The 15237-nt window shown below is 30.2% G+C and carries 16 protein-coding genes; 9 read left to right on the top strand and 7 right to left on the bottom strand.

Annotated elements, in window-relative coordinates:
• Positions 1-26: 26 nt before the first annotated feature.
• Together DS884_RS15940 and DS884_RS15935 are read right to left on the bottom strand one after the other, a co-directional pair.
• On the bottom strand, positions 27-581 hold the full coding sequence (locus DS884_RS15940) for a VOC family protein (protein ID WP_233487172.1): 555 nt from the start codon (positions 579-581) through the stop codon (positions 27-29).
• A gap of 228 nt (positions 582-809) precedes the next feature.
• Positions 810-1346, bottom strand: a complete 537-nt coding sequence (locus DS884_RS15935) for a hypothetical protein (protein WP_147239417.1) — start codon at positions 1344-1346, stop codon at positions 810-812.
• Positions 1347-1650: 304 nt separating this feature from the next.
• Here DS884_RS15935 and DS884_RS15930 point away from each other — a divergent pair, with 304 nt between their 5' ends.
• On the top strand, positions 1651-2316 hold the full coding sequence (locus DS884_RS15930) for a class I SAM-dependent methyltransferase (RefSeq protein ID WP_113787453.1): 666 nt from the start codon (positions 1651-1653) through the stop codon (positions 2314-2316).
• Between the two features lie 3 nt (positions 2317-2319).
• Here the strand turns inward: DS884_RS15930 and DS884_RS15925 are convergent, their stop codons facing one another.
• The 5 genes from DS884_RS15925 to DS884_RS15905 are packed head-to-tail and all read right to left on the bottom strand — an operon-like array spanning position 2320 to position 6213.
• Positions 2320-2916 carry a CopD family protein gene (locus tag DS884_RS15925; RefSeq protein ID WP_113787452.1) on the bottom strand — a complete coding sequence of 199 codons (597 nt, stop codon included), beginning with the start codon at positions 2914-2916 and terminating at the stop codon, positions 2320-2322.
• 2 nt (positions 2917-2918) lie between these two features.
• Positions 2919-3941 (bottom strand): ferrochelatase, encoded by a 1023-nt coding sequence (hemH, locus tag DS884_RS15920; protein ID WP_113787451.1) that lies wholly within the window; start codon positions 3939-3941, stop codon positions 2919-2921.
• A 6-nt stretch (positions 3942-3947) separates the two neighbouring features.
• Positions 3948-4463 (bottom strand): TrmH family RNA methyltransferase, encoded by a 516-nt coding sequence (locus DS884_RS15915; RefSeq protein WP_093871747.1) that lies wholly within the window; start codon positions 4461-4463, stop codon positions 3948-3950.
• The gene (locus tag DS884_RS15910; protein WP_158530861.1) at positions 4464-5312 is read right to left on the bottom strand and encodes an alpha/beta fold hydrolase; all 849 of its coding nucleotides are present in this window, start codon (positions 5310-5312) and stop codon (positions 4464-4466) included. It lies immediately after the preceding gene.
• Positions 5313-5322: 10 nt separating this feature from the next.
• Entirely contained in the window at positions 5323-6213 is an 891-nt protein-coding gene (locus tag DS884_RS15905) for a helix-turn-helix domain-containing protein (RefSeq protein WP_113787449.1), read from the bottom strand.
• A 210-nt stretch (positions 6214-6423) separates the two neighbouring features.
• Here DS884_RS15905 and hemA point away from each other — a divergent pair, with 210 nt between their 5' ends.
• The 8 genes from hemA (at position 6424) to hemF (ending at position 15207) form a co-directional block, all read left to right on the top strand.
• Positions 6424-7689, top strand: a complete 1266-nt coding sequence (hemA, locus tag DS884_RS15900; RefSeq protein ID WP_093871744.1) for a glutamyl-tRNA reductase — start codon at positions 6424-6426, stop codon at positions 7687-7689.
• Entirely contained in the window at positions 7673-9259 is a 1587-nt protein-coding gene (gene hemC, locus DS884_RS15895) for a hydroxymethylbilane synthase (protein ID WP_113787448.1), read from the top strand. Before hemA ends, hemC begins: the two co-directional genes overlap by 17 nt.
• A gap of 74 nt (positions 9260-9333) precedes the next feature.
• Positions 9334-10299 carry a porphobilinogen synthase gene (gene hemB / locus DS884_RS15890; protein ID WP_113787447.1) on the top strand — a complete coding sequence of 322 codons (966 nt, stop codon included), beginning with the start codon at positions 9334-9336 and terminating at the stop codon, positions 10297-10299.
• A gap of 81 nt (positions 10300-10380) precedes the next feature.
• A complete protein-coding gene (hemL, locus tag DS884_RS15885; protein WP_093871741.1) occupies positions 10381-11670 on the top strand; it encodes a glutamate-1-semialdehyde 2,1-aminomutase in 1290 nt (429 codons plus the stop codon).
• 91 nt (positions 11671-11761) lie between these two features.
• On the top strand, positions 11762-12787 hold the full coding sequence (gene hemE / locus DS884_RS15880) for a uroporphyrinogen decarboxylase (RefSeq protein ID WP_113787446.1): 1026 nt from the start codon (positions 11762-11764) through the stop codon (positions 12785-12787).
• Positions 12788-12826: 39 nt separating this feature from the next.
• On the top strand, positions 12827-13444 hold the full coding sequence (locus DS884_RS15875) for a TlpA family protein disulfide reductase (protein WP_093871739.1): 618 nt from the start codon (positions 12827-12829) through the stop codon (positions 13442-13444).
• Positions 13445-13527: 83 nt separating this feature from the next.
• Complete coding sequence (locus DS884_RS15870) at positions 13528-14274, top strand: EI24 domain-containing protein (protein ID WP_113787445.1); 747 nt, start codon at positions 13528-13530, stop codon at positions 14272-14274.
• A gap of 27 nt (positions 14275-14301) precedes the next feature.
• On the top strand, positions 14302-15207 hold the full coding sequence (gene hemF / locus DS884_RS15865) for an oxygen-dependent coproporphyrinogen oxidase (protein ID WP_113787444.1): 906 nt from the start codon (positions 14302-14304) through the stop codon (positions 15205-15207).
• Positions 15208-15237: the final 30 nt, after the last annotated feature.

Raw genomic sequence — 15237 nt, 5'->3', positions numbered from 1 at the left:
ACATTTTGTTGGCAGTAGTCATTTTTCTATTTCAAATTCAATTGCCAAGAAACTCCGAATTGGTCTTCAATAAATCCAAATTTTTGACTAAATCCATAGTTGTTTAAAGGCATCATAACCTTTCCATTTTCGGACAGTTTTGTGAATAACATTTCAAGTTCACTTTCGCTTTCGCATTCTATGTAATTCGCAACAGCTGGTGTGAAATTCCAATCGTGAATAGGTGGACTATCACTACACATAAATAAATTTCCGTCTAATTCGAAAGTAGCTTGCATGATTTTCTCCTCATCAGTTGGTGCATCTTTTCCCCAACGATTTACATTAATAATTTTAGAATTATCAAATATGTTCAAATAAAAATTCATTGCATTTTCTGCATTTCCATCTTGAAAAGTTAATGACCTTATCATTTGATTTTTCATAATAGTCTTGTTTTGTGTTATTATAGCTGTTAAACTATCTTTTTCGGCTTGCAGTAGCTTGATTTCGTTCAGATTATTCTTCTCGTTTTTATTATTAGAGCAACTTAAGAAAGTCATTGCAAGTAATACTATTGATATTGTAGTTCTTATGCTCATATGAGTTTTTCTTCTATTTACTGCCAACGTTTTTGTATAAGATTAGTGTGGGAAGTAGACAATTCGTGAATTGTCAGCCGAGCCACTGAGCTTATACTTATTTTGTGTTTTTATCTTTGTCGACCTAAAAATAGATAAATAAGTTTAAGCGGACTTTATAAATAAACCAAAACTTTGGGAAAACCATAAAAACCCACATTAATTTTATACGGTGTTGGGTATAGTGATCTAACTGAACATTTTTTTTATTCTCGTTAATATTCCAATAGATTTTTCCGACTTCATTCTTTTCATGGAATAATTTATAAAATTTAAATTTTCAAATTCCTTGTCATATTTTCCACTCCATGATACTACATAATAATTTATTTTTTCTCGATTAGTTTTCCCAACTAATTCTCCTTTCTCCAAATTGTCTACCTCCGTTACCGTCATTAACTCTCCGCTTACAATTAAGAGTTCTTCGTTAAGTATTTTGTTAAATATGTTTGTAGCAGATTTTATTTCGTTTTCAAAATCCAATTCATTAAAATTGTCAAAATGTGAATGAAAACAATGAAATCCAATAGTAATTTGATCGTCTTCGGTATCTAATATTAAATTCGAAGCGGATTCTTTATTTGGTGTTTCAATCTCTATGGATAAATAATTTTTTCCAAAATCCGATTTATAAATTTTTGAAAACTCTAATAATTCGGGATGATTTTTTTTCAAATAATCAAATACTTTCGCTGAGTAATCATTTAAACTTTCTCTTTCCAACATGCTATTTTGCATTATACCCAACTCGTTATATAGAGAACAAAGTTCTCGTTTATTGGGGTGTAGTTCCGGATAAAAGGAACTTTAGGTAAATATATAAAGAAGTACTTAGGTTGCCTAGATATTCTATAGACCCTTATTTTTGATAAATAAATAGTCTAAAAAATTTTGATATAGCAATTGAGTATTCTAACAATTTTTTACAATAGCTAACCTAAGAAATATAATTGCTTTTTGCAAGATGTAAAAATAGTATTTTAGTAACCATTAAGAAAAGTGATAATTTAATGTTTTCAAAGTTGATTTTATGCAGAAAGGTAAAAAAATAAAAATGCCATGGCCTACAAAAGAAGCAATGGAACAGGTGTATGAAATGAATTTATGGGGTAGTAATGATTTTGATTTTTATTCCGGAGAAGGTTCTCATAAAGATGAAATAGTACAACCTTATATAAAAACGGTTGCGTTTTTTTTAGCATCTTTTGAAAAGCCTTTAATAGTATGTGATTTAGGGTGTGGAGATTTTAATGTTGGTAAAGAATTGGTGCAATACTCTAAAAAGTATATTGCTATAGATATAGTAGGTAATCTTATAAAATACAATAAAGAAAAATTCAAACAGGAGAATTTAGAGTTTCACTGTAAAGATATTGCTGTAGAAGAATTACCAGATGCAGATTGTGCTATAGTTAGACAAGTATTACAGCATATATCAAATAGTGAAATACAGAAAGTAGTTAAACAATTAACTAAGTATAAATATGTTATTTTAACAGAACACTTACCGAAAGGAGATTTTGAACCTAATAAAGATATTATTTCAGGTCAAGGTATTCGTTTAAAAAAGAAAAGCGGGGTTGATTTACTAGCATTCCCTTTCAACTTTAAAATAAAAGAAAAAAAAGAGATGCTATCTATTACCTTAGATAATTGTAAAGGGGAAATAGTTACAAATTTATATGTTATAAGTTAGTTTTTAAGATTCATTATTCAAGTCTGTATCTTCTTTAATAAGTTTTTCCTCGTGTTTATCCCAGCTTTTTTTAGCTCTAATTTTTTTATATAAACGAACAGCTAACATTAATAAAACTGATACTAAAACAATACCAATAACTCCCCAAATCCAGTTGATAGCATTTTGTAATACAACTAAAAAAACAACAGCAAATAGAATAATAGTTGCTACTTCATTCCAAATTCTAAGTTTTAAAGAAGAGTGCTTAATTACATTTTTTTGTAATTGTTTGTATATTCTTTGGCAGCCCCAGTGGTAAGCATATAAAGCCAATACAAACGAAAGTTTTACATGCATCCAAGGCATTTCAAGGTAACTAGGGTTTTTGTATAGCATCCAAAAAGCAAAAAAACTGGCCAATATAGCCGAAGGCCATGTTATGATGTACCATAAACGTTTTTCCATTAATTGGTATTGGGTTTGAAGTATTTCTTTTGCAGGTTCTTCTTTTTTTTCTGCCTCAGTGTGGTAAATGAATAAACGAACAATATAAAAAAGTCCTGAAAACCAAGTTACTACAAAGATAATATGTAATGCTTTTACGTAATAGAAGTCCATAATTAATTATTATTAAAATCATTAATCCAGCCACTAAGTACATCTACCCATTCATCGTTATCATTAATACAGGGAACTGTATAAAATTCTTCTCCTCCGGCTTCTAAAAACTCATGTTTACCCTCCATAGCTATTTCTTCTAGAGTCTCTAAGCAATCAGAAACAAATGCAGGAGTAACAATAGCTAATTTTTTGATACCATCTTTTTCAGCTTTCTTAACTATAGTTCTGTCAGTATATGGTTGTAACCAAGGATCAACACCTAAGCGAGATTGAAAAGATGTAGAAACCGTATTTTCATCTAATCCTAGTTCTGAAATTACATTTTTTGTAGTTTGGAAACATTGATGTCTGTAACAAAATTCATGAGCAGGAGAGGGTTTATTACAACAGCTACCATCAATTTTACAATGAGATTTTGTTATGTCAGATTTTCTAATATGACGTTCAGGTACACCATGGTAAGAAAATAATAAATGATCATAATCTTTATCAGCTAAATATTCTTTGATGCTATTAGAAAGTGCTTTAATGTATTCTGGTTTTTGATAAAAAGCAGGAACATCAGTGATTTTCATGTCAGGAAAAAATTCAGCACGTAATTCTTCGGCTAATACAACAATAGTTTCGGTAGTTGCCATTGCAAATTGTGGGTATAGAGGAATTAGCTGTACATCTCTAACACCTTTATCATATAATTCTTGCAAGCCTTTTTTTATAGACATGCTACCATATCGCATTGCTAAACCAACAGGAAGTGTTGTTTTTTCTTGAACCTTTTCTTGTAATCTTTCAGATAAAACAATTAAAGGAGATCCTTCTTTCCACCATATTTTTTGATATGCTGCAGCTGATTTTTTTGGTCTAGTATTTAATATAATTCCTTTTACTAAGAATGAACGAAACCAATACGGAACATCAATAACACGTTCATCCATTAAAAATTCACCTAAATATTTTTTTACATCCTTTGGGTCTGTACTTTCTGGTGATCCTAAATTTACTAATAATACTCCTTTCATTATTTGAGTTTATGAGTTTGTAGTTTTTGTTAATTGATTCGTTACTTCATATAAAGTAATAGACAAGCTATGTATTACATTCATAGAAGAATTTCTTCCATACATCGGTATGGCTACTGTAGCATCGGCAATGTCAATATCTTTAATGCCATGTCTTTCACTACCCAAAAGTAACACAATTTTTTGATGAGATTTAAAATCATAATCGCTAATATTTATACTTTCATCGGTAATTTCAATACCAATAATAGTATTCCCTTGGTTTTTTAAATCACTAATTAAAGAAGAAAAATTAGTGTATGATTCATAATCAATTTGTTCAATTGTATTTCTGGCAGTTTTTTTTACAATTCTGTTTTCTGAAGTAGGAGAACTTTCATGTAAATAAATTTTAGAAACACCAAAACTTTCAGCGATTCTAAAACACATACCAATATTTTCAGGAGTACGTATAGCGTCACATACAATGGTAATTGGAAAATTCTTTTCCGTATTAGTTATGTCGTAATGAGTTAGTTGTTTCATTTATGTTTTTAAATCTGTTAAGAATTCTTGCCAAATAGAGTTTTTAAAATGTGATCTAAAAAAACCAAAATGACCTATTTTTTGTACATCATAATCACTTGGAATTAAGTGTTTACGTGTAAGTTTTGCGTTTTTGTATTTTAACATCATCCAATCTACAGCTCGCTTTGGTGCAAACTTATCATTTGTACAACTGTAGCCAATTAATTTAGATGAAATTTGGTGATGAAAAAGTTCATTACTTACTTTTAAATCAAAATAATAATTTTTCTGTTGAGACCATTTACTAAACTCACGAGCTACATTTCTTGGTAAATTCTCCATTTTAATGAAAGATTTACTGGGGAAATACTTGAAAAAAGTAGTAAAAAAAGGAAAAATCACAAACCAGTTAAAAAAGACTCTTGCTTTATTAAAATTATTCCAAAAAGAATAATGATTTGTTTGTGATGCGACTAATATAACGGTATCCAAAATTTTATTAGAAGGAACTAAGCCTAATAATTGACCTCCTAAACTATGGCCTATGCATTTAATGTTTTTTGTAGGATGTTGTTTTTTAATATGTTGAAAAACGGTTTCGATATCGTTAGTCGCCCAATTAGAAACGGTTGTGTTAAATTGAGTAAGAGGTTTGGTTTTTGATTGACCAATACCACTATAATCAAAGGTGTAAACTGTATGGTTGTTTGTTTGTAAAAATTTAGAAAACTTATAGTAATATGTTTGTAATACTCCAGTAGCAGATAAAATAATAACAATGTTGTTACTATTAATAGTAGGAAACTCAGTAATAGTAATCTGATGTCCAAGAGGTGTATTTAAATTAAACTGCTTAGAAGTATTCAATATTAAAAAATTAGTTTAGTTGATTTAGGTTCATTACATATTGTTTGGGTGTGGTACCAAACTTCTTTTTAAAAGCAGCTATAAAATGGCTAGATGTACTGTAACCAACTTGTAAACCAACTTCATTAACATTGTATTGGTTGCTCTCTAAAAGTTTACGGGCATGCTCCATTTTATAATCGAATAAAAAACTATAAACGGTATCTCCATATATTTGTTTAAAACCTTCTTTTAGTTTTTTTAAATTTAAACCAACCTCATTTGATAGTTCTTGTAAACTAGGCGGCTCACTCATTCGAGAAATTATAATGTCTTTAGCTTTTCTAATTTTCAGTACTTCACGATCATCAACCAAAAAAGGACAATATTCATCGTCGGTATTTTTGCCACTATCAAAATGTAAACTTAGTAGTTCATAAGTTTTTCCTTTTATATAAAGATCTCTCATTGAACTGTGATTTTTTGCAGCGAAAATTTGCTGTAAAACTAGTAGTACATTATTATTAATTTGTGTGTTATCATAGTATTTTTTATTCTTATTATCATCGCTTAAAAAAGGAATGTACCCAGCTTCTTTTGAAAAAAATGAATGAAATTTTTCAATAGATATTAAAACTGAAACTAAAGAAGTTTTTGGTAATATTTCTAAATTTATAGGTAATTTTTGTTGTGGGTTGTATAAGAATATAGAATGCTTATCAAGTACATTAAAGGTGTAGTTGTTATTGTTAAAATGAAACTTGCAATTACCTTTTACACAATAATGTAACTGTATATAAGAGTTGTCTATATCTCTTTTGTAAAGCTCAGTTTTGTCTGAGTTATTTTGAAATTTTAAAACAAAAAAACCGTTTTCAAGAGTAATTTCTCTAAAAGTACTTTCTGCGACGTTTTTTGACATATGCAAGAAGTTTATTTAAATTAAATCTATTTAGAATGGTTCTATATTGCAACACTCTGAATAGTAGGAATTACTGCAAAATTAAGCATTTTTGGGAAGTTTTAGTGAATAAATACTTAAAAATCTTGAAACGACATTAAAAGTTCTTTTAGCGATACTTTTAACGAGTTAAACTTTATATTTTTGAATGTTTTTTGGAAGAAGATTTTAATGGATACAGATAATAGACCTACTAAATTTTATAATATCGGCGTTAGCTATGTAAAAGCAGACGCTAATACACGAGGAAAGTTTTCACTGTCAAAAGAAAATCAACTAGCTCTTTTGCAAGACGCAAAAGAAAGAGGCTTAGGTGAACTTTTTGTGCTTTCTACATGTAACAGAACTGAAATAACAGGATTTGCAGAACATCCTTTTCAATTAATAAGTATGTTATGTAAGCACTCAAACGGATCAGTTGAAGATTTTGCTAAAGTTTCTTATGTAAACAAGAACCAAGATGCAATTCAGCATTTGTTTAGAATGGGAACGGGTTTGGATAGTCAAATTTTGGGTGACTATGAAATAGTTGGCCAATTACGTCAAGCTTTTAAACAAGCTAAAGAAGCTGGAACTACAAATGCTTATTTAGAACGTTTGTTAAATTGTGTAATGCAAGCAAGCAAGCGAGTTAAAAATGAAACTAAGTTAAGTTCAGGTACTACTTCTGTATCTTATGCTGCTGTTCAATATTTAATAAAAAATCTACCAGATTATAACACTAAAAATATTTTAGTATTTGGTTTAGGTAAAATGGGTAAGCATACCTGTAAAAACTTAGCAGAGTATACCCGAAACAAAACAGTTAGTTTAATTAATAGAACAGCTCAAAAAACAGAAGACTTTGTTAAAGAGCATCCTTTAATTAGGCAAGCAAAATATGAAAATTTAACAGAAGAGGTTAGTAATACAGATGTTTTAGTAGTTTCTACCGGGGCAGATATACCTACTATAACAAAGAACCACGTTTCTGATAAAAAGTTATTGATTCTAGATTTATCAATGCCAGCTAATGTATCTGATGAAGTTGCAAGTTTAAGTAATGTTACTTTAGTTAATGTTGATGAACTTTCTAAAATAACAGATGAAACATTGGCTGTTCGTCAGCAAGAAGTACCTGTAGCGGAGAATATCATAGAAATTTATAAAGAAGAGTTTAACGAATGGTTAAATCATAGAAGGTTTACACCAGCTATTAATGCATTAAAACAATCATTGTTAACTATTCAAAAAGATGAAATTAATTTTCACAAGAAAAAAATTCAAGATTTTGATGAAACTCAAGCTGAAGTAATAACATCAAGATTTATACAAAAAATAACTACACAATTCGTAAAACACTTAAAAGACGAAAAAACTTCAATTAACCAAAGTATAGAAGTAATGTCAAGGGTTTTTGGAACAACTTTACAACAAGTAGATGCAGAAGATAATTAGAATAGGTACACGAGAAAGTGAACTAGCCTTATGGCAAGCTAACAAAGTAAGAAAAGAGTTAGAGGAATTAGGATACCAAACCCAAATAGTACCTATAAAATCAACAGGAGATATCATTCTTGATAAACCTTTATATGAATTAGGTATTACAGGTATTTTTACAAAAAACCTTGATATAGCTATGTTGAATGGAGATATAGATATAGCTGTACATTCAATGAAAGATGTACCTACTGTTTTACCAGAAGGAATAGTGCAAGTAGCTGTTTTAAAACGAGCAAACCATAATGATGTTTTAGTATTAAAAGATACTGAAGAATTTATGGGACAAAAAGAAGGTACCATTGCTACTGGAAGTTTACGAAGAAAAGCACAATGGTTAAATCGTTATCCTACTCATAATGTTGTTGATTTAAGAGGAAACGTAAATACTCGTTTAGAAAAGGTAGATGCTAATGAATGGAATGGAGCAGTTTTTGCTGCTGCCGGGCTTGAACGTTTAGGAAAAAGACCGCAAGGAGCTATTTCATTATCATGGATGGTACCCGCACCAGCTCAAGGAGCTATTATGGTTACTGTTTTAGATGAGGATACTTTTTCAAAAGATGCGTGTGAACAAATTAATGATAGAGATACTGAAACTTGTACAACAATTGAACGTGAGTTTTTAAACCGTTTAGAAGGTGGTTGTACTGCGCCTATTGGTGCTTTAGCTTATATAAATGAAGTAGAAAAAGAAATAAATTTCAAAGGAGTTTTATTAAGTAGAGATGGTAGTAAGAAAATAGAAATAAGCAAAAAAGTTCCATTAGGAAGACATAAGTTTTTAGCAAAAGATTGTGCTACTCATATTATTGAAAAAGGAGGGAAGTTAATAATGCTAGAAGATGAAGGAATTGAAAAGGAGTTTTCAATTTATTCAACTAAAAAACTATCTGAAATACAAAAAAAACTATTACCAACTACAGTTAGTACTGAGGATAGTGATTTTATAAAAATTAGATTTAATCGTATTGCTCCTAAAGTAATTAAAAAAGAAATTGAAAATGTAGTTATAACAAGTAAAAATGGAGTAGAAGCAATTTTACACAATTTTACAAAAGAAGAACTACAGTTTAAAAATATTTACTGTGTTGGAAGAAGAACTAAAAAACTAATTGAACAACGAATAGGTAAAGTTACACATGTTGAAAAAAATGCTAAAAAATTAGCTGAATATTTAGCAGGTTTTTTAAAAATAGAGGAGGTTACTTATTTCTGTAGTAATTTACGTTTAGATACCTTAACAGCTATTCTAAATGCAAATGATATAAAAGTAAACGAAGTAGAAGCTTATAAAACAACATATAGTTCGGTTAAGGTAGATAGTAAAGTAAATGGAGTATTGTTCTATAGTCCATCAACCGTAGAGAGCTATATGGAAAAAAATGAACCAAATAAAGTGGCATTTTGTATAGGCGAAACTACAGCTAAGGAAGCACAAAAATATTTTGAAGAAGTACAAGTAGCTAAATTACCAACAGTAGAAAGTGTTTTGGAACTTGTAAATTTACACTTCGCAAAAAAATAATAAAACAAACATTAAAAAGATAAAAGAGTACATGCTTCTTTTATCTTTTTTGTGTTTTTATAACTAGATTTATAATGTTTAGAACTAGAAGACTTAGGAAATCAGAGGGGATTCGTAGATTAGTTAGAGAAACTAAATTGTCTGTTGATGATTTTATTTATCCTCTATTTATTGAAGAAGGAACTGGTATAGAATCTGAAATTCCATCAATGCCAGGAATTAAAAGGTATTCACTAGATACTATTTCAAAAGAATTAGAAGAAGTAGTTACTTTGAATATTCCAGCAGTATTATTATTTGGAATACCTTCAAAGAAAGATGATGTAGGAACAGAAACTTGGAATGATAACGGAATTATGCAACAAGCAATCCGGTTTATCAAAAAAAACTATCCAAGTTTATATGTAATTACAGATGTGTGTTTTTGTGAGTATACATCACATGGTCATTGTGGTGTGATTCATAATAATGATGTAGATAATGATGCAACATTAGTAAATCTAGCAAAGCAAACTGTTTCTCATGCAAGGGCAGGTGCAGATATGGTAGCACCATCAGGAATGATGGATGGTACTATTGCAATGATGCGTGAATCTCTAGATAATACAGGTTTTCCAAATTTACCAATAATGGGATATTCGGTAAAATATTCTTCAGCATTTTATGGTCCGTTTAGAGAAGCTGTAGATTCATCACCTTCATTTGGAGACAGAAGAACTTACCAAATGGATCCTTCAAACAGAGATGAAGGAATGCGAGAAGCTACTTTTGATGATCAAGAAGGAGCTGATATTTTAATGGTGAAACCAGCATTATCGTATTTAGATATAATTAGAGATTTAAAAAATAATTTTGACAGACCAATTGCTTGTTATAATGTAAGTGGTGAGTATGCCATGGTAAAAGCAGCTGCTGAAAAAGGCTGGATTGATGGTGAACGAGTAATGATGGAAAGTTTACTGTCAATGAAAAGAGCAGGTGCTGATATTATTATTACTTATTTTGCTAAGGAAGCTGCAAGATTATTACTGAAAAAATAATGTCATTACAAGGAAGAATGACAAAGTAATCTTTATGTAAAGATTACTTAATTCATTAAGTAGCGACTAAAAATATTAAAGATGAAATTTAAAAAATCACAAAAACTATATAATAAAGGATTAGAAAATTTAGTAGGAGCTGTAAATTCTCCTGTTCGTGCATTTTCTTCAGTAGGAGGAAACCCTTTATTCATAAAAAAAGCAAAAGGAAGTAAAATAATAGATGTTGATGGCAATACATATGTTGATTTAGTATTATCGTACGGACCTATGATTTTAGGACATCGTCATAAAAAAGTACAAAAATCAATAACAAAGGCATTAAAAAACGGATACTCGTTTGGAGCTTCAACAAGTAACGAAATTAAATTAGCTAAAATTGTTTGTGATGCTTTTCCAGGAATGGATAAAGTTCGTTTTGTAAATTCAGGAACCGAAGCGGTATTAAGTGGAATACGTTTAGCAAGAGCTTTTACAGGTAAAGACAAAGTGATCAAATTTGCAGGTTGTTATCATGGGCATCAAGATGCTTTATTAGTAGCAGCTGGTTCTGGTTTAGCTACATTAAGTTTACCAGGAAGTAAAGGCGTACCAGAAGGAGCAGTTAAAAATACTTTAATAGCTAATTATAATGATATCGAAAGTGTGAAAGCACATTTTGAAGCTCATGATGATATTGCAGGAGTTATTTTAGAACCTGTTGCTGGTAATATGGGAGTAGTAACTCCTCAAAATAACTTTTTAAAAGAATTAAAAGAATATTTAGAAAGTAAAGGAGCTTTATTAATTGTAGATGAGGTTATGACTGGTTTCCGTTCTAAATTCGGAGGAGCACAAGAGTTATTTGATGTAGAAGCTGATATTACTTGTTTAGGAAAAGTAATAGGAGGAGGTTTCCCAGTAGGAGCATATGGCGCTCGAAATGAAATCATGGAAATGGTGGCACCACTAGGAGGAATGTATCAAGCAGGAACTTTGAGTGGAAACCCAATTGCTATGGCTGCAGGAATTTCAACTTTAACAGAGTTAAAAAAGCAAAACCCATACGAGAAGTTTAATGAAATAGCACAGATTATTGAAGTTTTCTTATTAGAATCAGCAAAGAAATATGGTGTTGAAATTACCGTAAATAGATTTGGATCTATGATAAATCCATTCTTTTCTTCTAAAAAAGTAACAAATTTTGAAGAAGCACAAACTTCAGATACTAAAAAGTTTGCAGTATTCTTTTGGGAAATGATAAAAAATGGGGTGTTTTTACCACCTTCTCAATTTGAAGCTTGGTTTTTATCTTCAGCAATTTCAGAAAAAGATATTCAAAAAATAACTCAAGCCATTGATAAATCAATGGAAGCAGTGTCAAAAATGTAATAAAAAATAGTTGTTACCAATAAAGCAAACAAAAGTATATCTATAAAAATAAAAATACTTTATTATATTCGTAATGACGTAGAGATATAAAATGATAAAAAACGATTTATTTTTAAGAGCCTTAAAAGGTGAAACAGTTGATCGTCCACCGGTATGGATGATGCGTCAAGCGGGGAGATATTTACCAGAGTTTATTGAGATTAGAAAAAAGTATGATTTCTTTACGCGTTGTAGAACTCCTGAGCTAGCTTCAGAAATAACAGTACAGCCAATTAGAAGATACGGAATGGATGCCGCTATCTTATTTTCAGATATTTTAGTTGTGCCTCAAGCAATGAATGTAGAGGTTCAAATGAAACCAGATTTTGGACCATATTTACCAAACCCAATTAGAGACCGAAAAAGTTTAGATCAGGTAATTGTGCCAGATGTAAATGAAGAATTAGGGTATGTTATGGAGGCTATTAAGGCAACTAAAGAAAAATTAAACGACGAAATACCTTTGATAGGGTTTGCGGGCTCTCCATGGACAATTTTATGTTATATGGTACAAGGTCAGGGTTCTAAAAACTTCGATAAAGCAAAAGAGTTTTGTTTTACGCAACCAATTTTGGCACATGAATTGCTTACTAAGATAACAGAGACCACAATAGCTTATTTAAAAGCAAAGGTAAAGGCAGGTGTAAATGCTTTACAGGTTTTTGATTCATGGGGAGGAATGTTATCTCCAACTGATTATCAAGAATTTTCATGGCAATACATTAATCAAATAATAGAAGCATTAAAAGATGATGCTCCAGTGATTGCTTTTGGTAAAGGATGTTGGTTTGCGTTAGATAAAATGGCCAAGTCAAACGCGTCAGCCCTAGGAGTAGATTGGACATGTTCTGCAAGAAATGCTCGTTATTTAACAGGTGGAAATATTACATTGCAAGGTAATTTTGACCCCTCTAGATTACTGTCTCCACCGGCTGAAATAAAAAAAATGGTAAACCAAATGATAAATGAGTTTGGTAAAGACAAATATATTGTTAACTTGGGGCATGGAATTTTACCTAATATTCCGTTAGAAAATGCAAAAGCATTTATTGACGCGGTAAAAGAATATAAAATTTAAATATTATTTAATATATTACAGCCCCTTAAATAATTAATCATGAAGAAATTATTACTTGTATTATTAACCTTAACTGTTCAAATTAGCTTTTCCCAAGCAAAAGAGTTTTATAAAGATGCAGTTAATGATTGTATAGTTAGCCCTAGTAAAGATGCAGCTATGCTAAATGACATTGTTGAAAATTGTGTAAAAGGTAAATATGTATCTAATTACGATTTTACTACAATTGATGGAAAAGTTATAAGCACTGATAAAGTTGATAAACCAATTTTATTAATAGTTGCTGCAACCTGGTGTGCTCCTTGTTGGGGAGAAATACCTGCTCTTAATAAAATGGTTGAGAAATATAATGGACAAATGGAGTTCGTTATGCTTTTCTGGGATCAGAAAAAAGGAGCTGAAAGAATGGCTAAAAAATTAGATAAAAGAATACAGTTAGTAGCTTCTTCAGAAGAGAATTCAGATAAATCTACAGTAACAATTAATGGATTTATCCATAAGTTAGATTATCCTACTGCATATTTAATTTCAAAAGATAAGCAAATAATTAACTTTAAAAGGGGAGCTGCATCGCCGTCTAAAAAAATGGGATGGGATGAAGTAAACAAAATAAATGAAAAGCAATTAGAAGAATTTCTTAAGCCTGTTTTACAGTAATAGTAAATTTTTTACAAAAAATACAAACCTCTTTCTATATTTAGAAAGAGGTTTGTATTTTTATATCAAAATAAATTGTGGTTATGATTCAAAATATATTTAGAGGGGTAAGAGCATACTTTGGAGCTTTTCAATTAATATCAAAACTAAAGCTATGGAGGTTTTTTACTATTCCTATAATTATTAGTGTTTTAACTGCTAGTTTAATTGGCTTCCTAGCCTATTCTTTATCAGATAATATAGGCCATTATATTTCAAATATTTGGCAATGGGAATTTGGAAAGGGAGCATTTGAAGTTATTAGTACTTTTTTTAGCGGGTTATTGATTTTAGTAGTCGGCCTTGTTTTGTATAAACATGTTGTTATGGCACTTTCAGCACCATTTATGAGTCCAGTTTCTGAAAAAATTGAAGAGTATTATAAAGGAAAAAATCATTCGCATAGAAAAACATCATTTCAAGAACAACTTGTAAGGGGGGTAAGAATTAATGTAAGAAATTTAACTAAGGAGTTATTATTAACAATACCAATTTTATTATTAAGCTTAATACCAATAATAGGTATATTTTCTACAGTTATTCTGTTTTTAATGCAGGCTTATTATGCTGGGTTTGGAAATATGGATTACACACTTGAACGTCATTTCAAATACAAAGAGAGTATTGAGTTTGTAAAAAAACATAAAGGACTAGCAATAGGTAATGGAATTGTATTTATACTTTTTTTATTAATCCCAATAGTAGGTGTTATATTGGTGTTACCATTATCAGTTACAGCAGCAACCACTGAAACTATTAAAGAAATTAGAGTAAAGGAATTAACAGAATAGTTATTTTTGCCTTTTAAGATTACAAAAATGAAAGATACTTTTTACGCATATATAGAAAGGTTACAAGATACTATAACTTCTAAATTAGAGGAAGTAGATGGAAAAGCTAAGTTTCAAGAAGATTTATGGAAAAGAGCAGAAGGCGGTGGAGGTAGAACTCGTGTAATTGAAAACGGAAACGTTTTTGAAAAAGGAGGTGTAAACATATCTGCCGTACATGGTGAATTACCGGAAGTTTTAAGAAAACAGTTTGGAGTAGAAGAAGGAAATTTTTTTGCATGTGGTTTAAGTTTAGTACTACATCCAATAAACCCATTTGTACCTACTGTTCATGCTAATTGGCGTTATTTTGAGATGTATGATTCGAAAGGAGAAATAGTAACTCAATGGTTTGGAGGTGGACAAGATTTAACTCCTTATTATTTATTCGATGAAGATGCTGTTCATTTTCATTCAGTATGTAAAGAGGCTTGTGATAAGCATGATGAATCTTTTTATCCTAAGTTTAAAGAAACTTGTGATAATTATTTTTGGAATGCTCATAGAAATGAAGCAAGAGGTATTGGAGGATTATTTTTTGATTATTTAAAGGAAAATGAAGAGTTTTCTATTCAAGACAGATATAAGTTTGTAACTGAAGTTGGAAATAGTTTTTTGAATTCATATGTGCCAATTGTTGAGAAAAGAAAGGCTATAGAATATCAAAAGGAACATAAAGATTGGCAAGAGGTAAGGAGAGGACGTTATGTAGAGTTTAATTTAGTACATGATAGAGGAACATTGTTTGGTTTAAAAACTAATGGTCGTATTGAAAGTATTTTAATGAGTTTACCACCAGTAGTTCAATGGAAATATAATCATCATCCTGAAGAAAATTCAGAAGAAGCTAAACTTTTGTCAGTTTTAGCGACTCCTAAACAATGGATACAATAAAAAAAAGCTCATTAACTATAGTTAATGAGT

It is taken from the genome of Tenacibaculum sp. E3R01, from assembly GCF_003318185.1.
GTDB lineage: Bacteria > Bacteroidota > Bacteroidia > Flavobacteriales > Flavobacteriaceae > Polaribacter > Polaribacter halocynthiae.
The sequence above is the reverse complement of the archived record's forward strand: the minus strand, read 5'-3'. Positions and strand labels throughout refer to the sequence as shown.

What these genes read in the sequence shown, in the direction of transcription:
- hemE (WP_113787446.1), top strand. Translation starts at nt 11,762, where the DNA reads ATGATAAAAAACGATTTATTTTTAAGAGCCTTAAAAGGTGAAACAGTT.
- DS884_RS15875 (WP_093871739.1), top strand. Translation starts at nt 12,827, where the DNA reads ATGAAGAAATTATTACTTGTATTATTAACCTTAACTGTTCAAATTAGC.
- DS884_RS15925 (WP_113787452.1), bottom strand. Translation starts at nt 2,916, where the DNA reads ATGGACTTCTATTACGTAAAAGCATTACATATTATCTTTGTAGTAACT.
- hemA (WP_093871744.1), top strand. Translation starts at nt 6,424, where the DNA reads ATGGATACAGATAATAGACCTACTAAATTTTATAATATCGGCGTTAGC.
- DS884_RS15930 (WP_113787453.1), top strand. Translation starts at nt 1,651, where the DNA reads ATGCAGAAAGGTAAAAAAATAAAAATGCCATGGCCTACAAAAGAAGCA.
- hemB (WP_113787447.1), top strand. Translation starts at nt 9,334, where the DNA reads ATGTTTAGAACTAGAAGACTTAGGAAATCAGAGGGGATTCGTAGATTA.
- DS884_RS15905 (WP_113787449.1), bottom strand. Translation starts at nt 6,213, where the DNA reads ATGTCAAAAAACGTCGCAGAAAGTACTTTTAGAGAAATTACTCTTGAA.
- hemF (WP_113787444.1), top strand. Translation starts at nt 14,302, where the DNA reads ATGAAAGATACTTTTTACGCATATATAGAAAGGTTACAAGATACTATA.
- hemL (WP_093871741.1), top strand. Translation starts at nt 10,381, where the DNA reads ATGAAATTTAAAAAATCACAAAAACTATATAATAAAGGATTAGAAAAT.
- DS884_RS15870 (WP_113787445.1), top strand. Translation starts at nt 13,528, where the DNA reads ATGATTCAAAATATATTTAGAGGGGTAAGAGCATACTTTGGAGCTTTT.
- DS884_RS15940 (WP_233487172.1), bottom strand. Translation starts at nt 581, where the DNA reads ATGAGCATAAGAACTACAATATCAATAGTATTACTTGCAATGACTTTC.
- DS884_RS15915 (WP_093871747.1), bottom strand. Translation starts at nt 4,463, where the DNA reads ATGAAACAACTAACTCATTACGACATAACTAATACGGAAAAGAATTTT.
- DS884_RS15935 (WP_147239417.1), bottom strand. Translation starts at nt 1,346, where the DNA reads ATGTTGGAAAGAGAAAGTTTAAATGATTACTCAGCGAAAGTATTTGAT.
- hemC (WP_113787448.1), top strand. Translation starts at nt 7,673, where the DNA reads ATGCAGAAGATAATTAGAATAGGTACACGAGAAAGTGAACTAGCCTTA.